18 protein-coding genes and 1 other annotated feature are annotated in these 16,850 nt (G+C 66.8%); of the genes, 15 read left to right on the top strand and 3 right to left on the bottom strand.

Annotated elements, in window-relative coordinates; genetic code table 11:
* Positions 1-14 precede the first annotated feature (14 nt).
* The 9 genes from ctaD to B3Z70_RS01480 all read left to right on the top strand — a co-directional run bounded on the left by ctaD (position 15) and on the right by B3Z70_RS01480 (position 7,552).
* On the top strand, positions 15-1,700 hold the full coding sequence (gene ctaD / locus B3Z70_RS01520; protein WP_292044471.1) for a cytochrome c oxidase subunit I: 1,686 nt from the start codon (positions 15-17) through the stop codon (positions 1,698-1,700).
* A gap of 92 nt (positions 1,701-1,792) precedes the next feature.
* On the top strand, positions 1,793-2,758 hold the full coding sequence (gene cyoE, locus B3Z70_RS01515; protein ID WP_292024167.1) for a heme o synthase: 966 nt from the start codon (positions 1,793-1,795) through the stop codon (positions 2,756-2,758).
* 3 nt (positions 2,759-2,761) lie between these two features.
* On the top strand, positions 2,762-2,932 hold the full coding sequence (locus B3Z70_RS01510) for a hypothetical protein (protein WP_258258351.1): 171 nt from the start codon (positions 2,762-2,764) through the stop codon (positions 2,930-2,932).
* Complete coding sequence (locus B3Z70_RS01505) at positions 2,929-3,465, top strand: cytochrome c oxidase assembly protein (protein WP_292024166.1); 537 nt, start codon at positions 2,929-2,931, stop codon at positions 3,463-3,465. Before B3Z70_RS01510 ends, B3Z70_RS01505 begins: the two co-directional genes overlap by 4 nt.
* Positions 3,466-3,605: 140 nt before the next feature.
* A complete protein-coding gene (locus B3Z70_RS01500) occupies positions 3,606-4,514 on the top strand; it encodes a cytochrome c oxidase subunit 3 (protein ID WP_292024165.1) in 909 nt (302 codons plus the stop codon).
* Positions 4,511-4,912: a DUF983 domain-containing protein gene (locus B3Z70_RS01495; protein ID WP_292024164.1), complete on the top strand. Its 402-nt coding sequence runs from the start codon at positions 4,511-4,513 to the stop codon at positions 4,910-4,912. The genes B3Z70_RS01500 and B3Z70_RS01495 overlap by 4 nt, the downstream gene beginning before the upstream one ends.
* Positions 4,909-5,649, top strand: coding sequence for an SURF1 family protein (locus B3Z70_RS01490; protein WP_292024163.1), 741 nt, complete (start codon positions 4,909-4,911; stop codon positions 5,647-5,649). Before B3Z70_RS01495 ends, B3Z70_RS01490 begins: the two co-directional genes overlap by 4 nt.
* Positions 5,650-5,707: 58 nt before the next feature.
* A complete protein-coding gene (locus B3Z70_RS01485; RefSeq protein ID WP_292024162.1) occupies positions 5,708-6,922 on the top strand; it encodes a M16 family metallopeptidase in 1,215 nt (404 codons plus the stop codon).
* A gap of 75 nt (positions 6,923-6,997) precedes the next feature.
* Positions 6,998-7,552, top strand: a complete 555-nt coding sequence (locus B3Z70_RS01480) for an NADPH-dependent FMN reductase (protein WP_292024161.1) — start codon at positions 6,998-7,000, stop codon at positions 7,550-7,552.
* Positions 7,553-7,715: 163 nt separating this feature from the next.
* Here B3Z70_RS01480 and B3Z70_RS01475 read toward each other — a convergent pair whose 3' ends face one another.
* The gene (locus B3Z70_RS01475; protein ID WP_248117799.1) at positions 7,716-7,928 is read right to left on the bottom strand and encodes a cold-shock protein; all 213 of its coding nucleotides are present in this window, start codon (positions 7,926-7,928) and stop codon (positions 7,716-7,718) included.
* Between the two features lie 238 nt (positions 7,929-8,166).
* On the opposite strand from B3Z70_RS01475, the gene B3Z70_RS01470 reads away from it, so the two are divergent.
* The gene (locus B3Z70_RS01470; protein WP_248117798.1) at positions 8,167-8,376 is read left to right on the top strand and encodes a hypothetical protein; all 210 of its coding nucleotides are present in this window, start codon (positions 8,167-8,169) and stop codon (positions 8,374-8,376) included.
* A 17-nt stretch (positions 8,377-8,393) separates the two neighbouring features.
* Here the strand turns inward: B3Z70_RS01470 and B3Z70_RS01465 are convergent, their stop codons facing one another.
* Together B3Z70_RS01465 and B3Z70_RS01460 are read right to left on the bottom strand one after the other, a co-directional pair.
* The gene (locus tag B3Z70_RS01465) at positions 8,394-9,872 is read right to left on the bottom strand and encodes a SulP family inorganic anion transporter (protein WP_312082284.1); all 1,479 of its coding nucleotides are present in this window, start codon (positions 9,870-9,872) and stop codon (positions 8,394-8,396) included.
* Between the two features lie 59 nt (positions 9,873-9,931).
* Positions 9,932-9,995, bottom strand: a sequence feature (sul1 is cis-regulatory element that is thought to sense ions involved in sulfur or methionine metabolism; They are found in Alphaproteobacteria).
* A gap of 85 nt (positions 9,996-10,080) precedes the next feature.
* Complete coding sequence (locus tag B3Z70_RS01460) at positions 10,081-10,917, bottom strand: metal-dependent hydrolase (RefSeq protein ID WP_292024159.1); 837 nt, start codon at positions 10,915-10,917, stop codon at positions 10,081-10,083.
* A 63-nt stretch (positions 10,918-10,980) separates the two neighbouring features.
* On the opposite strand from B3Z70_RS01460, the gene B3Z70_RS01455 reads away from it, so the two are divergent.
* The 5 genes from B3Z70_RS01455 to B3Z70_RS01435 all read left to right on the top strand — a co-directional run bounded on the left by B3Z70_RS01455 (position 10,981) and on the right by B3Z70_RS01435 (position 16,809).
* Complete coding sequence (locus B3Z70_RS01455) at positions 10,981-11,574, top strand: TetR family transcriptional regulator (protein WP_292024158.1); 594 nt, start codon at positions 10,981-10,983, stop codon at positions 11,572-11,574.
* 37 nt (positions 11,575-11,611) lie between these two features.
* Positions 11,612-12,190 (top strand): GNAT family N-acetyltransferase, encoded by a 579-nt coding sequence (locus B3Z70_RS01450; RefSeq protein ID WP_292024157.1) that lies wholly within the window; start codon positions 11,612-11,614, stop codon positions 12,188-12,190.
* 31 nt (positions 12,191-12,221) lie between these two features.
* The gene (locus B3Z70_RS01445) at positions 12,222-13,889 is read left to right on the top strand and encodes a putative bifunctional diguanylate cyclase/phosphodiesterase (protein ID WP_292024156.1); all 1,668 of its coding nucleotides are present in this window, start codon (positions 12,222-12,224) and stop codon (positions 13,887-13,889) included.
* Between the two features lie 100 nt (positions 13,890-13,989).
* Complete coding sequence (locus B3Z70_RS01440; RefSeq protein WP_292024155.1) at positions 13,990-15,084, top strand: Fic family protein; 1,095 nt, start codon at positions 13,990-13,992, stop codon at positions 15,082-15,084.
* A 24-nt stretch (positions 15,085-15,108) separates the two neighbouring features.
* Positions 15,109-16,809 carry a bifunctional protein-serine/threonine kinase/phosphatase gene (locus B3Z70_RS01435; protein ID WP_292024154.1) on the top strand — a complete coding sequence of 567 codons (1,701 nt, stop codon included), beginning with the start codon at positions 15,109-15,111 and terminating at the stop codon, positions 16,807-16,809.
* The last annotated feature ends 41 nt before the right edge of the window (positions 16,810-16,850 follow it).

The raw sequence follows: 16,850 nt of genomic DNA, 5'->3' as shown, positions 1-16,850 counted from the left end.
AGGCGAACAGACATATGGCTGACGCTACCGTAACCCGTGACGCGACCTCCATCGGTCACGCCCACGACCACCATCATCACGACGACCACAAGGTGGGCTTCTTCACCCGCTGGTTCCTGTCGACCAATCACAAGGACATCGGCACGCTCTATCTGATGTTCGCCATCATGGCGGGCATCGTGGGCGGCGCCCTGTCGGGTCTGATCCGCTGGGAACTGGCCGAGCCGGGCATCCAGATCTTCAAGGAAGGCTCTTCGATCCAGCTCCTGGGTCTCGTCGAGCAGTCCAAGCACGGCTACAACGCCGTGGTCACGGCCCACGCCCTGATCATGATCTTCTTCATGGTGATGCCCGCCATGATCGGCGGCTTCGGCAACTGGTTCGTGCCGATCATGATCGGCGCGCCGGACATGGCCTTCCCGCGCATGAACAATATCTCGTTCTGGCTGCTGGTCGCCGCCTGGTGCCTGCTGATCCTGTCGATGTTCGTCGACGGCGGACCGGGCAAGGGCTTCGGCGGGGGCTGGACGGCCTATCCGCCGCTGTCGACCACGGGCCACGTCGGCCCCGCCTTCGACCTGGCCATCTTCGCCCTTCACGTCGCGGGCGCCAGCTCGATCCTGGGCGCGATCAACTTCATCACCACCATCCTGAACATGCGCGCGCCGGGCATGACCCTGCACCGGATGCCGCTGTTCGCCTGGTCGGTGCTGATCACCGCCTTCCTGCTGCTGCTGTCGCTGCCCGTCCTGGCCGGCGCCATCACCATGCTGCTGACGGACCGCAACTTCCACACCCACTTCTTCGATCCCGCCGGCGGCGGCGATCCGATCATGTACCAGCACCTGTTCTGGTTCTTCGGTCACCCTGAAGTGTACATCCTGATCCTGCCGGGCTTCGGCATCATCAGCCACATCGTCTCGACCTTCAGCCGCAAGCCCGTGTTCGGCTATCTGGCCATGGCCTATGCCATGGTGGCCATCGGCTTCGTCGGCTTCATCGTGTGGGCGCACCACATGTACACGGTCGGCATGAGCATCAATCTGCGCGCCTATTTCATCGCCGCCACCATGATCATCGCGGTGCCGACGGGCGTGAAGATCTTCAGCTGGATCGCAACCATGTGGGGCGGCTCCATCAGCTTCAAGACGCCCATGCTGTGGGCGATCGGCTTCATCTTCCTGTTCACCGTCGGCGGCGTGACCGGCGTGGTCCTGTCGAACGCCGGCATCGATTACAGCCTGCACGACACCTATTACGTGGTGGCCCACTTCCACTATGTGCTGTCGCTGGGCGCCGTCTTCGCCATCTTCGCGGGCTTCTACTACTGGTTCGAGAAGATGTTCGGGGTGAAGTATAACGAGTTCCTGGGCGCGCTGCACTTCTGGATCATGTTCGTGGGCGTGAACCTGGTCTTCTTCCCGCAGCACTTCCTGGGTCTGCAGGGGATGCCGCGTCGCTACATCGACTATCCCGACGCCTTCACCCTGTGGAACCACGTCTCGTCCATCGGCTATGCGATCACGGCCGTCGGCGTGGTGGTGTTCCTGATCATGCTGGCCGAGGCGGCGATCCGTCGCCGGCCCGGCGTGGCCAATCCGTGGGGCGAGGGCGCCACGACCCTGGAGTGGACCCTGTCCTCTCCGCCGCCGACGCACCAGTTCAACGAACTGCCGGTGGTCAAGGGCGACGAGCACTGATCGCCACCCGGCGAAGCTGAGACCAGCGGGCCGCGCTTTCCATCGGAAAGGGCGGCCTTCTGCTGATCAGTGTGCTATTGCGGCCCGCACCGATGACCCAAGCCCAGACACCCCCCGCCCTCTCGACCGCCCAGCCGGAAGACTTCTTCCAGCTGTTGAAGCCGCGCGTGATGTCGCTGGTGGTGTTCACCGCCGCGACCGGGCTGATCGTCGCGCCGGGAGCGGTCAATCCGCTGGTCGCCGCCATCGCCATCCTGTGCATCGCCGTGGGCGCGGGCGCGGCCGGGGCGCTGAACATGGCGCTGGAGGGCGAGACCGACGCCCTGATGCGCCGCACGCGCGGCCGCCCTGTGGCGGCGGGGCGGGTCAGGAAGAACGACGCCATGGCGTTCGGCGTGATCCTGAGCCTGTTCTCGGTCATGCTGCTGGGGATGAACGCCAACTGGCTGGCGGCGGGGCTGCTGGCCCTGACCATCGTCTATTACGCCGGCTTCTACACCCTGCTGCTGAAACGCAGGACACCCCAGAACATCGTCATCGGCGGGGCGGCGGGGGCCTTTCCGCCGGTGATCGGCTGGGCGGCGGCGACGGGTCAGGCGCCGTGGCAAGCCTGGCTGCTGTTCGCCATCATCTTCCTGTGGACCCCACCGCACAGCTGGGCCCTGGCGCTGTATTCGGCCGGCGACTACGCCAAGGCGGGCATTCCGATGATGCCGGTGGCGCGCGGCGCCAAATCCACCCGGCTGCAGATCCTGATCTACAGCCTGGTCTTCGTGCCGACCGCCATCGCGCCGGCCCTGGTGGGGCTAGGCGGCGCGATCTATCTGGTCGTGTCGGTCGCCGGCGGTCTGGGCTTCCTGGGCCTGGCCTGGCGGCTGTTCCGCTCGCGCGCGGGCGACGAGCCGGACAAGGCCGACACCGTGGGACGCGAGGCCGCATTGTATGACGTCAAGGCCCAGGCCAAACCGGCGCGGGACCTGTTCGCCTTTTCCATCCTGTATCTGATGGCCCTGTTCTCGGCCCTGTTGGTCGAGGCCCTGGCCGGCCTGGGAGCGTAAGCCATGCGTCTGACCCCCGAAGAGATGCGCGCGCGCAAACGCCGCAACGTCTGGATCGCCAGCGCCCTGGTCGCCTTCATCGTCCTGGTCTTCGCCACCACCGTCCTGCGCCTGCAGCAGAACCAGGCCGCCGAACGCGCGCTGGAGCGCGCCGTCGCGACGTCCCAGCCGTGAGGAGCGACCGCAAGAACCTGATCGCCATCGTCTGCGTGCTGGGCGTGATGGGGATGACGGGCGCCGCCTTCGCGGCGGTGCCCCTCTATCGGATGTTCTGTCAGGTCACCGGCTTCGACGGCACGGTGCGGCGGGCGGAAAAGGCCCCCGACCAGGTGCTGGACCAGACCGTCCTGGTGCGGTTCGACACCAATGTCCGGGGCCTGCCCATGACGTTCCAGGCCGAACAGGCGACCCAGCGCGTGCGGATCGGCGAGACGGGCCTGGCCTATTTCGACGTGACCAACACCTCCGACCGGCCGATCCAGGTGCGGGCCGGCTACAACGTCGTGCCGGAATATACGGGGCCGTATTTCCAGAAGCTGCAGTGCTTCTGCTTCACCGATCAGACGCTGAAGGCCGGCGAGACGCGCCAGTTTCCGGTGCAGTATTTCATCGCCCCCGAACTGGCCACCGACCGCGAGGCGCGGGGCGCGCGCGAGATCACTCTCAGCTACACCTTCTATCCGTCGGTGGATGCGCCGGCGGCCTGACGGCGAGGCTTGATTAGGGCCGACGCGGCGTCTGGCCTGTTGCGCTCGACGCCGTTATGTCGGAAGAAAAGACGACTTCATCGCAGGATCGAGGCCTGACAAATGGCCCGGCCGAGGATGGATTGAGGGGAAGAGACCGCATGGCCGACGCGCACGCCGCTCCGCAGCACGACTATCACCTGGTTCCGCCCAGCCCGTGGCCGCTGGTGTCGTCCATCGGCGCCACCATCATGTTCATCGGCGCGGTGATCTGGATGAAGGGTCTGGCCCCAGCCGACGGCGGCCCGATCGCCGCCAACTTCCTGGCCCAGGGCAAGCCCGGCGTCTTCTTCGCCGGTCTGGCGGGGGTGCTGATCTCGGCCTTCTGCTGGTGGTCGGACGTGATCAAGGAATCCAAGGCGGGCGACCATACGCCGGTCGTCTCCATCGGCCTGCGCTACGGCATGATCCTGTTCATCGCGTCGGAGGTGATGTTCTTCGTCGCCTTCTTCTGGATGTTCTTCGACATGGCCCTGTTCCACGAATCGCGGGCGCTGACGCCGGAAGTGGGGACTTGGGCCGACACCGCCAAGGCCTGGTCGACCTGGCCGCCGAAGGGCGTGGAGGTTCTGTCGCCGTGGCAGCTGCCGCTGCTGAACACCGTGACCCTGCTGCTCAGCGGCTGCACCGTCACCTGGGCGCACCACGCCATCCAGGTCGGGGACCGCAAGGGCGCCAAGATCGCCCTGGCCATCACCGTGGCGCTGGGCGTGCTGTTCACCTGCGTCCAGGCCTATGAGTATCACCACATCCTGCACGAGAAGCTGTTCTTCAACGAAGAGGCCGTGAACTCGGGCCTGTATGGTTCGATCTTCTTCATGGCGACGGGCTTCCACGGCTTCCACGTGCTGATCGGCACCATCTTCCTGGCGGTCTGCCTGATCCGCCTGCTGGCCGGCGACTTCACCCCGCAGAAGCATTTCGGCTTCGAGGCGGCGGCCTGGTACTGGCACTTCGTGGACGTGGTCTGGCTGTTCCTGTTCGCCTTCGTCTATGTCGTCTTCGGTTGAACCAAGACGGGTCTGAGACTGTCGAAACGGCGCGGGACGAGGGATCGTCCCGCGCCGTCGTCGTTTGCGATCACCCGGTTCGCGCGGCGTTGAAGGGGCGCTGCCCGCGCTGCGGCCAGGGGCGGCTGTTCGACGGTTTTCTGAAGGTTCGGCCGGCCTGCGCGGTCTGCGGCCTGGATTTCTCGACCATCCAGACCGGCGACGGCCCGGCGACCTTCATCATGCAGATCGCCGGCTTCGTGGTGGTGTTCTCGGCCCTGTTCGTGGAGATCAGGTTCCACCCGCCCATGTGGCTGCATCTGATCGTCTGGCTGCCGATGGTGGCGGGCCTGTCGCTGGCGCTGATGCGGCCGGGGCGGGGGCTGATGATCGGCCTGCAGTACAGGAACCAGCGATGAAGCGTTTCCCCTGGATTCTGACCGTGCTGACGGCGGTCGCCATCGTCCTGCTGATCGGCCTGGGCGTGTGGCAGGTCGAGCGGCTGAAGTGGAAGGAAGGGCTGATCGCGGCGGCCGACGTGGCGGCGGCGAAACCGCCCGCGCCGCTGGATCAGGTGCTGGCCGAGGGCGACCTGGAGTTCCGCAAGGCCCTGATCGTCTGTCCGGGCTTGGCCAGCGCGCCCTTCGTGGAGTTGCAGTCCATCCATGACGGCGAGGCCGGGGTGCGGCTGATCTCGGCCTGTCGGCCGGCGGGGCATGACTTCACCGTTCTGATAGACCGGGGCTTCGTCGGCGACGGCGTGACGGCCCGGCCGCGTGTGATCGAGACGACCCTGCCGCTGGTGATGGTGGGCGAGTTCCGCAGCTTCCCCAAACCGGGCGCCATGAGCCCCGCGCCGAGGGACGGCCGCTTCTATGCACGCGACACCGCCGCCATGGCCAGGGCGCTGAACGTCACGGGGCCCGTGCGGCCCGAGGTCGTCTTCGCCGTCACCGCCGTCAATCCCGAGTTTGCGGCGCTCAGGCCCTCCGCGCCCCCGGCCGCCTTCTCCAACAACCATTTCGGATACGCCCTGACCTGGTTCGGACTGGCGATCGCGCTTGTGGGCTTCTATGTGGCCCTGCTTCGCCGTCGAATGAAGAAAGACGGTCCTCAAGCAGCCGCGCACCGCGTGCGCGGCGATAGGAAAGACTAAAGTCCTGACCGCTTCTCTCCACACCCTGTCCAACGGCGTTCGCGTCGTCTGCGATCCCATGCCGGGGCTCAAGACCCTGGCCGTCGTCGTCACCGTCAAGGGCGGCGCGCGCTGGGAGGCCGAGGATCGCTCCGGCTGGTCGCACCTGTTGGAGCATCTGGTGTTCAAGGGCGCCGGCGACATGGCCGCGCGCGAGATCGTCGAGCGGATCGAGGCCGAGGGCGGCACCATCAACGCCTCCACCGGATACGAGCGGACCAGTTTCGAGGTGCGCGGCCTGGACGGCTCCCTGCCGCTGGCCATGCAGGTGCTGTCGGACCTGGTGTTTCGCCCCACGCTGGATCCCGCCGAGATCGTGCGCGAAAAGGATGTGGTGGCCCAGGAGATCGCCGAGGCCTTCGACACGCCCGACGACCATGTGTTCGAAATGGTCCAGACCCGCGCCTTCGCCAGACAGCCGCTGGGCCGCCCCATCCTGGGTTCGGTCGCCAGCCTGAAGCCCGCCGACAAGACGACGGTCGAGGCCTGGCGTGCACGGCTGTATTCGCCCGACCGGATGGTGGTGTCGGTGTCGGGCGCGGTGGACGAAACCGAGCTGCTGGCCCTGGCCGAGCGCTGGTTCGGCGATGCGGTCGCGACCCCGGTCGACGCTCCGCCCCCGGCCGTCTTCGTCGGCGGTCACGCCAAGCTGACGCGCAAGATCGAACAGGCCAATCTGGTCTTCCAGCTACCCGCCCTGTCGGCGACCGATCCGGCCCTGTCGGCCATGCGGCTGTTCGGCGAGATACTGGGCGGCGGCATGGCCTCGCGCCTGTTCCAGAGCGCGCGCGAGGAGCGGGGCCTGGCCTACGCCATCGACGCCTATCAGGAGCCGTACGAGGATACGGGCGTGCTGGGCGTCTACGCCGGGGCGGCGGCGGATCGGGCCAGGGAGCTGGCCGAGGTTTCGGCGGCCGAGGTGCGGGCGCTGGCCGAACACGGCCCGACCGACCGGGAACTGTCGCGGGCCAAGGCGGTGATGAAGGCCGGTCTGTGGATGTCGGACGAAAACCCGATGAGCCGGGCGGGACGCAACGCCGCCCAGACCCTGATCTTCGGCGCCCCGCGCGCCAGCGCCCTGATGACCGAAGAGCTGGAGGCCCAGTCGGTGGAGGACGTGCGCGTCGTCGGCGGGCGGCTGCTGGCGGCTGGCCGGTCCGCCAGCGCGGTTCTGGGGCCAAAGAACGCCGCGTCGGCGGGCGAAGCCTTCGCCGCCGCCCTGTTCGGCGGCTGACGCGGGGTTTCAGGGAACATCGGCCGGGCGCATCGGTTATGCCGACGCTTCAACCCTGCAGTCCCGGAGAGCCTCATGTCCGTCCGCGTCGCCCTGATCGTCGGCAGCCTGCGCCAAGGCGCCTATTCGCGCGCCATCGGCCTGGAACTGAAGGCGCTCGCCGCGCCGGGTCTTGAGCTGGAGTTGGTCGAGATCGGCGACTTGCCGCTCTACAATCCCGACCTGGAGACCGATGCGCCGCCGCCTGCCTGGACGCGGTTCCGCGAGGAGGTGGCGACGACCCAGGCCGTGCTGTTCGTCACGCCGGAATATAATCGCTCCATCCCCGGCGCGCTGAAGAACGCCCTGGACGTCGGCTCGCGCCCCTATGGCCACAGCATCTGGGCCAGAAAGCCCGCCGCCATCGTCAGCGTCTCGCCCGGCGCCCTGGCCGCCTTCGGCGCCAACCACCACCTGCGCCAGCCCCTGGTCTTCCTGGGCATGCCCACGATGCAGCAGCCCGAAGCCTATATCGGCAATGTCGCCGACCTGTTGGACGACAACGGCAAGCTGAAGAAGGACGACACCCGCAAGTTCCTGAAGGACTTCATGGACGCCTTCGCCACCTGGATCGAGAAGAATGCCGCCTGATCCGCGGCGGACGCCTCACCAGATCGGGATCAGCGTGCGTCCGACCATGACGGCCAGGACGATCGTGACCAGGACAAAGATCGAAAAGCGCCACCACCCGGCCCAATTGAAAACGGCGGCTCCGTGAGGAGCCGCCGTCGCAAGATCAGCCGTGAGGCTGAAATCAGCCTTGGGTCTGGAGCTGGCCAGCCGATTCCTTGCCCGAACGCTTGTCGCGTTCCAGCTCGTAGGAAACCTTCTGGTTTTCGTCCAGGCCGCGCAGGCCGGCGGCTTCAACAGCCGAAATGTGGACGAAGACGTCCTTGCCGCCGTCGTCGGGTTGGATGAAGCCGTAGCCCTTGGTCGCGTTGAACCACTTAACAGTGCCGGTAGCCATGATGAGACCTCCGTTAGAGATTGACCGAGGGAACGCCCCTGCGGCCTGTCGGGTCTGAATGGGAGCGGCCTGGACTCGTGCGTTCGCAGAGAGAGTGGGCGTTACGCAGAGAGATCGACGAGGCTTATGTGCGCAGGTCTTTGTGACAAATGCAAGCGCGCCGCGCCGGACGATAAAATCCAGCGTCTGGAACGGTTTAGCTTGCAAGGCGTTGATGTGGCGAACGAAAGGCATTTCCATGAACCGCACCCACGTCGTGGAGCGCGCCTATCAACTGGCCCGCACGCAAAACTGTCTCAACACCGGCGACGTCGTGAAAGCCCTGTCTGGCGAGGGTTATTCCGGCGCCGAAATCTCGCACTTCCAGGGCAGTTCGATCCGCGCCGACCTGAACCGCATCTGCAAGATGCCCAAGGCCGAGGTCGAGGCAACGCCCGACGCGGCCTGAGGGCCAACCCTAAAGGCTCAATGCGCGCCGGCGTCGGCCGGCAGATGCATCTTCTCGAACCGCCCGACCCGCGCGACCAGGGTGCGGGCGGCGTCGTTCATGCCGACCACCTGAACCTGGGCGCCCTGTCGGCGATAGCGGAACACCACCTTGTCCACGGCGGCGACGCCGGTCAGATCCCACAGGTGGGCGTCGGTCAGGTCGATCTCGACATGCGTCGGTCGGCCATGGTGTTCGAAACTGGCGGCGAACAGATCGGCCGAGCCGAAGAACAACTGGCCCGACACGCGATATCGCAATGCGCCGGGTTCCGACGTCTGAACTTCGGTCACGCTGAGGGTCTTGCCGACCTTGCGCATGAAGAAGACGGCGGACAGCAGGACGCCCAGCATCACCCCCTTGGACAGGTCGTGGGTGACGACGACGGTCGCCGTGGTGGCGACCATGACGATGGACGATTGGATCGGCAGGGTGCGCAGCTTCAACACCGAGTTCCAGTCGAAGGTGCCGACCGACACCATGATCATCACCGCAACCAGGGCCGCCATCGGAATGCGCGCCACCCAGTCCTGAAGCGCCAGCATCAGAAACAGCAGTAACAGCCCGGCCCACAGGGTCGACAGCCGCCCGCGCGCGCCCGATCCGACATTGATCATCGACTGGCCGATCATGGCGCAACCCGCCATGCCGCCGAACAGGGGCGACAGGATGTTGGCGATCCCCTGGCCGCGCGTCTCGCGATCCTTGTCCGAGGCGGTGTCGGTCACGTCGTCGATCAGATTGGCGGTCAGCAGGCTCTCCAGCAGGCCGACGAAGGCCAGGGTCGCCGAGATCGGCGCGATGAGGGTCAGCGTCTCCCACGTCAGCGGCACGGCCGGCAGGTGGAACGCCGGCAGGGCCGTGGGCATCTGGCCCATGTCGCCGACCGTCCGCACGTCCAGCTTCATCGCCATCACCACGGCGCTGATGACGACAATGGCGATCAGGGGCGAGGGGACGGCCTTGGTCAGCCGCGGCGCGCCATAGATGATGGCCAGGGCCGCCGCGACCAGGACATAGGTGATCGGCCCGGCCCCGATCAGTTCGGGCATCTGGGCCAAAAAGATCAGGATCGCCAGCGCATTGACGAAGCCGGTCATCACGCTGCGGCTGACGAACTTGATGTAACGGCCCAGCTTCAGCAGGCCGATGACGATCTGGAACAGGCCGCACAGGATGGAGGCGGCGAACAGATATTCTATGCCGTGGTCGCGAACCAGGGTGACCATCAGCAGCGCCATGGCCCCGGTCGCCGCCGAGATCATGGCCGGCCGGCCGCCAACGAAGGCGATGGTGATCGCGATCACGACGCTGGCGTACAGGCCCACCGCCGGATCGACCCCGGCGATCAGGGAGAAGGCGATGGCCTCTGGGATCAGGGCCAGGGCCACCACGGTCCCCGCCAGCAGGTCGCGGCGCGGACTGGCGAGCCATTGCCGGCGCGCGGAAGCGATCAGGGTCATGTCGGAATTTCATCTGGATGAGCCGCGCCCGACGATGCGGTTTCCGGCGGTTCGGTTTCCCAGCGGATCGGCGGCGGGGATAGCCACCCGTCGCCTGCGAACAGGGCCGGGTCCAAGGTGATGACGTCCTGATGCGGCCTCGCGCCGCGAAAAGCAAGCGCCGGCTCCGGGGCGCCCGAAGGACGCCCCGGAATGGAGGGCTTTACGCCGGTTGGCCCAGGCCCGCCTCGGCCTCGGCGATCAGGTCGCGGTCGTCGACCTGCCAGGGGTGGAAGTCGGGGCGGTAGAAGGCGAAATAGTCGCCGATCATCCGGCGATACAGGCCCGGCTTGAACCACAGCCAGCGGAACAGGCCGAACCGGGCGCGCCAGCCGACGATGCCGTCCTGTTTCAGCAGCATCAGACTGGTCTCTCGCACCGTCTTGGTGAACAGCAGGGTCGTCAGCAGCATGGCCCAGCGCCGCAGCCGCCAACGCTGCAACGGCGACATGTCGCGCGTGGCGTGCAGGAAGACGTCATAGGCCACGCCCTTGTGCTCGATCTCCTCGATGGAGTGCCAGCGCCACAGCCGCGCCAGATCGTGGGGCGATCCCTTCAGCAGATCCGGGTCGGCCAGCAGCCGATGGGCGAAGGCGGCGGTGAAATGCTCCAGCGCCATGGTCGCGGCCAGTTGCGCCAGCGGCGGGCGGGCGCGGGCGATGCCCAGCCGCTGGGCGACATAGGCCTCGATCTCGGCGGTCCGATAGCCGGCGCGTTCGGTGATGGCGTTGAAGGCCATGTGCTCGCGCGTGTGCGCCCCTTCCTGCACCGTGAAGGCGCGGATGTCGGCGGCCAGGTTCGGCGGCGCGTCCTTGGCGAAGCGTTTGACCGACTGGATGAAGAACCGCTCGCCGTCGGGGAAGGTTAGGCTGAGCGCGTTCATCACCGCCGTGCCGAAGGGGTCGCCGTTGAACCACCACCGTGGCGTGGCGGCCTCGCGGTCGATATGCAGGTCGCGCGGCTTGATCTGGAGGTCGGCGGGGGTGGCGGATTTCGCCATGATAAGGCTCCTTAAAGGGTCTGCCCCTCGATTTCGAGACCAATATGGAGTTAACTGACATCCATGTCAACTAATGGTCCGGCAAGGCGCCGTCGAGGGGCGGCGGCGCGCGAGGAGGCGCTGGAGGCGGCGCGCGATCTGCTTCTGTCCGGCGGCCCGGCGGCGGTGACGCTGAAGGCGGTGGGCGAGCGTATGGGGGTGGGCCACGCCAATCTGATCCACCACTTCGGCTCGGCCGCCGGGCTTCAGGGCGCGCTGATGGACCGGATGGTGCGCGACCTGGCCGACCGGATCGAGGCGGGGCTGGGCGCCGGGCGCGACGACGTGGAGCCCGACCGGCTGATGACGGCGGTGTTCGACGCCTTCGGCCACGGCGGGGCCTCGCAGATGGCGGCCTGGCTGGCGCTGGCGCGCGAACAGGCGCGGGCCGAGAGTTTCGCCCAGGTGGTGCGCGATCTGGCCGACCGGCTGGCGGCCATGGCGCCGGACGATCCGCGCGCGGCGGAACGGGCCAAGGCCCTGGTGGTCACGGCGGCCTATATGGCCTTCGCCGAGGGTCTGATCGGCGACATACTGACGCCGATGCTGGACGCGCCCGACGGCCTGGGCCGCGATCTGGCGCTGAAACTGACGGCGACACTTTTGGCCGAACCGTAAGGTTCAGGCTGGAATCTTGGTGCTATAGTCCCGACCCATGGCCCTTCTGGACTGGATGAGCGATGTCGGCGGACCCGTGGTGCGCGGGAACGGCGTGCTGCTGCGCCCGCCGCGCGCCGGCGACTACGCCGCCTGGTCCACGCTGCGGGACGGATCGCGCGACTATCTGCAACCGTGGGAGCCGGCCTGGCCCGAGGACGACCTGACCAAGGCGGCGTTCCGGCGGCGGCTGTCGATCTATGCGCGCGAGATGGAGTTGGGCCATGCCTGGCCCTTCTTCGTCCTGGTGGACGGGGGAAAGACGCTGGCGGGCGCCGTGACCCTGTCGAACGTGCGGCGCGGCGTGGCCGAGACCGGCACGCTGGGCTACTGGATCGGCCAGCCCCATTCCGGCCAGGGCGTGGCCACGGCGGCGGTCAGGGCGGTGGTCGGCTACGCCTTCGACACGCTGAAACTGCACCGGCTGGAGGCGGCCTGCCTGCCGACCAACCACGGTTCGCGCCGGGTGCTGGAGAAATCGGGTTTCCGCAACGAGGGTCGGGCGCGGGCTTATTTGAAAATTAACGGCGCGTGGGCAGACCATCTTCTGTTCGGCCTGGTCGAGGACGAGCGTTGACGGTCGCGGGCCGTCTGGAAGGGCGGATAGCGTGACGACACGATCCCGATCGCTGGCCTGGGACGCCACGACCGCCATCGAGGCGCTGGCCGCCGCCGACACGGTGCTGTGGATCTGGACCCCGGCCGAGAACGAACTGAGATTCACCGGGGCCACGCGGGCGCTGGGCCTGGGTCCGCTGGCGCCGGAATGCACCGCCGCCGGTTTCGTCGCCCTGGCCATGCCCCAGGACCGCAGCCTGGCCGAACGGATGCTGAAACCCCAGGAAGAGGGGACAGAGGTCGCCGTGCGCCTGCGGATGCGCGGGTCCGAGACCTGCCTGTGGCGCGGCGTCTGGCTGGAGGACGGTCTGCGCGCCGCCGGCGTCGTGGCGCTGGAGACCAAGTTCGCCGGATCGGATCGCGACACGCTGACGGGCCTTCTGGACCGCCGCGCCTTCCTGGCCCGCGTGGGCGAGGTTCTGACCCAGGCCGGCGAATACGAGATGGTGGTCGGCGACGTCGACCGCCTGCGTCGCCTGAACGAGGCCCTGGGCCACGAACGCACGGACCTGGTGCTGTCGGCCCTGGGGTCGCGCCTGGCAGCCGCCTTCCCCAAGGACGCCTCGCCCGCCCGGATCGGCGAGGACGAGTTCGCCATCATCGTGCCGCGCAGCGCCTCTCACACCAGCTATCGGATGCGCGATGCGCTGGAGCAGCCGTTGCGGGTCGCCGGCTTCGACATCTATCCGACCGTTTCCATCGGGGCGGTGATGGTGGAGGGCGGGCCGGATGCGCCCGACGCCGCCGAACTGCTGCGGCGGGTGGAGCTGGCGGTGGAATCGGCCAAGAGCGCCGGGCGCGGCGGATCGGCCGCCTATGGCCGCGCGCTGGAAAGCGACTCCTTAAGCCGACTGGCGCTGGAGGCGGACCTGCGCAACGCCTTCGTGCGCGGCGAGATCGTGCCCTTCTTCCAGCCCATCGTGAACCTGAACACCGGGGCGGTGGCCGGGTTCGAGGCCCTGGCCCGCTGGCGGCATCCGCGTCGCGGCCTGGTGCCGCCGGACGAGTTCCTGGGCCTGACCGCCGACCTGGGCATGATGAACGAACTGGGTCTTCTAATGATGACCCAGTCGGCGCGGCAGCTTGCCGAATGGATCGAACGCCATCCGCTGGCCGGCAAGCTGTTCTGCAGCGTCAATCTGTCGGTGGGCGAGATCGAGCGTCCGCACCTGTGCGAGGACGTGGCGCGCGTCATCAAGGAAAGCGGCCTGCCCAAGGGCGCGCTGAAACTGGAAGTCACCGAGGGCGACATCATGCGCGACACCGCGCACGCCGCAGAGGTGCTGCAGTCGCTGAAGGATGTGGGGGCGTCGCTGGCGCTCGACGACTTCGGCACCGGCTTCTCGTCCCTGTCCTATCTGGCGCGCCTGCCGTTCGATACGCTGAAGATCGACCGCTATTTCGTGCTGACGATGAACAAGGACGAAGGCTCGGCCAAGATCGTCAAGTCGGTGGTCAACCTGGGCCGCGACCTGTCGCTGGAGGTCGTCGCCGAAGGGGTCGAGAACGCCGAACTGGCCCGCCTGCTGCTGGACGCCCAATGCCACTACGGCCAGGGCTTCGGCTACGCCCCCGCATTGCCGGCCCAGGAGGCCGAGGTCTATCTGGCCGAAAGCCTGGCCGACGGATCGGCGCCGATCAAGCAGCGGTCGGCTTGATACATAGAGAGCAATCCGCCGAACGTCGTTTTTCCCTCGCTTAACATGTCGGCATCGACGTGTTAAAAAACGACCGAAAATCGAACACGTTTAGGGTGACATGTTAAAAGCCACCTATGCGATCCCGCCGCTACCACCTCGCGAAGACCTCGAAACGGTTTCTGTTTTGCGAGAGGTCGCCCGTGCGCATCGACATCTGGCCGAATTGAAGGGCGGGGCGCGCAGCATTCCCAACCAGGCGATCCTGATCAATACGCTTGTGCTTCAGGAGGCCAAGGCCAGTTCGGAAGTCGAGAACATCGTCACGACCCAGGACGAGCTGTTTCGGGCGAGCCTGTTCTGGGAGGAGGCGGATTCGCCAGCCGCAAAGGAAGTGGCGAATTACGGCGACGCCCTGAAACGGGGCTTTGACCAACTGCAGGCCAGTCAGGGATTGCTGACGAACAACATTCTGATCGAGATGTTTCAGGTGCTTAAACGCAGCCAGGAACGCTTTCGATCAACCCCGGGCACGGCGCTGAAAAACCAGGCGACCGGAGCAACGGTCTATGTGCCGCCTCAGTCAGAAGCGGAGATCTCCCGGCACATGAAGGCGCTGGAAGTCTTCATCAACGATGACACAGCCAGCGATCTCGATCCTTTGGTGAAGATGGCTTTGATCCATCATCAGTTCGAAAGCATCCACCCATTCTCGGACGGCAATGGGCGGATCGGGCGAATACTGAACGTCCTCTACCTGACGCGCGTCGGCCTTTTGGATATCCCGGTGCTTTATCTTAGCCGGTATGTCACGGAGAATAAGAGCGAATACTACCGACTGCTACAGGATGTTCGCGACAGTGGAGCATGGGAGGCTTGGCTTATCTACATGCTCCGGGCCGTATCCGAAACGGCCATTCAGACCCTTCGGTTGATCGACGGCATGAGCCGATTGATGGCGGATTATAAGGCCCGGCTGCGGGCTCATCCGAAGATTCGGTATTCCCAGGACCTGTTGAACAATCTTTTTCGACATCCCTATACACGCATCGAATTTCTTCAGGACGATCTGGGCGTCACGCGCCAGACGGCCGCGAAATATCTTGATCAACTGGATGCGGCAGGCTTCGTCGAGAAACATCAGTTCGGACGCAACAACTATTACGTCAATGCACCGCTGATTGGTCTGCTGATGCAGGTTTCGGATGAGCGGTGAAGCGAGACTAAACACAAAAGCCCCATGACCGACGCCAGACTGGAGATCGCCGCCGGCTTCGCGACCGCGCAGGGGCCCAAGGCGGACAATCAGGATTTCGGCGGGGTCCACATCGGCACGGCGGCCGAGCAGCGCGAGCATGGGGTGGTGGCGGTGATCGCCGACGGGGTGTCGGGGTCAAAGGCCGGGCGGATGGCGGCCGAACTGACGACCCGCAGCTTCATCGACGGCTATCTGGATCAGAACCCGCTGAACGGCATCGCCGCCAACGGGATCAAGGCGCTGAGGGGTTTCAACCGCTGGCTCCACGCCAAGGGACGCAGCGACCCGGCGATGGAGGGGGCGGCGACCACCTTCACCGCCTTGGTGCTGCGCGGGCGCGAGGCCACGGCCCTGCACGTCGGCGACAGCCGCGCCTGGCATTTCCGCGACGGGGTTCTGACGCGGCTGACCGAGGATCACACCCGCGCGCAGCAGGGGCTGAGCCATGTGCTCTATCGCGCCGTGGGCATCGAGGCGGACGTCAAGCTGGACGTGCGCCAGGTGCGGCTGGAGCCGCACGACCGGCTGCTGCTGACCACCGACGGGGTGCATGGGGTGCTGGCCGATGCGGTGATCGCGGGACTGCTGGCGCGGCGCGGATCGCCCGATGCGGACGCACACGCGATCCTGGCCGAGGTGGAGGCGGCGGGCGCGCGCGACAACGCCACCGCCATCGTCATCGACGTGGTCCGCACCGGGGCGCCCGACTGGGAGGCGATCACGGCCGAGGCGGAAGGGTTGGCCATCGCCCCGCCGCCCGAGGTGGGCCAGACGGTGGACGGTTTCGCGCTGCAGCGGCTGGTGGCGGACGGGCGCTATACCCGGCTGTTCCTTGCCCGGGACACGCTGGGCGACGCGGGCCTTGTGGTGCTGAAGTTTCCCAAGCCCGCCGTGGTCTCCGAACGCGGCGCCCGGACCGCCTTCCTGCGCGAAGCCTTCATCGGCCGGCGCATCGACAGCCCCCATGTCGGCAAGGTGCTGACGCTGGACGCCGGGCGTCAGAGCCGCCTCTACATCGCCCAGCCCTTCCACGCCGGTCGGACCCTGCACGCGCGGCTGGCGGAGGAGGGGCCGTTCGAGATCGCAGAAGGAATCGGTGTGGCCTTGCGTCTGTCGCGGGCGGTGTCAGCCCTGCACCGGGCGGGGGTGACGCACCGTGACATCAAGCCGGACAATGTGATCCTGGAGGCGAACGGCGGGCTGAAACTGGTCGATCTAGGCGTGGCGCGCCTGCGACTGGCCGAGGAGTTCGCCGAGGCCGAGGCGCCCGGCACGGCGGGCTACAAGCCGCCGGAGATGTACGCCGGCGAGGCCGGAAACGCCCTGACCGACCAGTTCGCATTGGGCGTGACCCTGTATCGACTGTTCACCCGAACCTATCCGTGGGGCGAGGTCGATCCGGCCGACGCCCCGCGCTTCGACCGTGCGCCGGCGCCTCCGACCCGACACCGGCCCGACATGCCCGCCTGGCTGGAGGCGGCCATCCTGCGCGCCACGGCGATCGATCCCAACGATCGGTTCGAGGATGTGGAGGAGCTGATCCACGTGCTGGAGACGGGCAGCGCCGTCGCCGCCCCGCCGCCGCGCCAGCTGTCGCTGATCGAACGCGATCCGGTGCGGTTCTGGCAGGGCGTCAGCCTGATCCTGCTGCTGGCCTTTTTGATCTCCATGGCCACGCGCTAGGCGCCTACGCTCAAGCGCAGCCATTGGATGTGCGACATTTG

The sequence above is a fragment of the Brevundimonas sp. UBA6550 genome, from assembly GCF_002434505.1.
GTDB lineage: Bacteria > Pseudomonadota > Alphaproteobacteria > Caulobacterales > Caulobacteraceae > Brevundimonas.
The sequence above is the reverse complement of the archived record's forward strand: the minus strand, read 5'-3'. Positions and strand labels throughout refer to the sequence as shown.

Excerpts from the sequence above, each read along its gene's own strand:
- cyoE (WP_292024167.1), top strand. The coding sequence starts at position 1,793 with ATGACCCAAGCCCAGACACCCCCCGCCCTCTCGACCGCCCAGCCGGAA.
- B3Z70_RS01485 (WP_292024162.1), top strand. The coding sequence starts at position 5,708 with ATGCCGGGGCTCAAGACCCTGGCCGTCGTCGTCACCGTCAAGGGCGGC.
- B3Z70_RS01460 (WP_292024159.1), bottom strand. The coding sequence starts at position 10,917 with ATGGCGAAATCCGCCACCCCCGCCGACCTCCAGATCAAGCCGCGCGAC.
- B3Z70_RS01475 (WP_248117799.1), bottom strand. The coding sequence starts at position 7,928 with ATGGCTACCGGCACTGTTAAGTGGTTCAACGCGACCAAGGGCTACGGC.
- B3Z70_RS01490 (WP_292024163.1), top strand. The coding sequence starts at position 4,909 with ATGAAGCGTTTCCCCTGGATTCTGACCGTGCTGACGGCGGTCGCCATC.
- B3Z70_RS01440 (WP_292024155.1), top strand. The coding sequence starts at position 13,990 with ATGTTAAAAGCCACCTATGCGATCCCGCCGCTACCACCTCGCGAAGAC.
- ctaD (WP_292044471.1), top strand. The coding sequence starts at position 15 with ATGGCTGACGCTACCGTAACCCGTGACGCGACCTCCATCGGTCACGCC.
- B3Z70_RS01500 (WP_292024165.1), top strand. The coding sequence starts at position 3,606 with ATGGCCGACGCGCACGCCGCTCCGCAGCACGACTATCACCTGGTTCCG.
- B3Z70_RS01510 (WP_258258351.1), top strand. The coding sequence starts at position 2,762 with ATGCGTCTGACCCCCGAAGAGATGCGCGCGCGCAAACGCCGCAACGTC.
- B3Z70_RS01435 (WP_292024154.1), top strand. The coding sequence starts at position 15,109 with ATGACCGACGCCAGACTGGAGATCGCCGCCGGCTTCGCGACCGCGCAG.
- B3Z70_RS01450 (WP_292024157.1), top strand. The coding sequence starts at position 11,612 with ATGGCCCTTCTGGACTGGATGAGCGATGTCGGCGGACCCGTGGTGCGC.
- B3Z70_RS01455 (WP_292024158.1), top strand. The coding sequence starts at position 10,981 with ATGTCAACTAATGGTCCGGCAAGGCGCCGTCGAGGGGCGGCGGCGCGC.
- B3Z70_RS01480 (WP_292024161.1), top strand. The coding sequence starts at position 6,998 with ATGTCCGTCCGCGTCGCCCTGATCGTCGGCAGCCTGCGCCAAGGCGCC.
- B3Z70_RS01470 (WP_248117798.1), top strand. The coding sequence starts at position 8,167 with ATGAACCGCACCCACGTCGTGGAGCGCGCCTATCAACTGGCCCGCACG.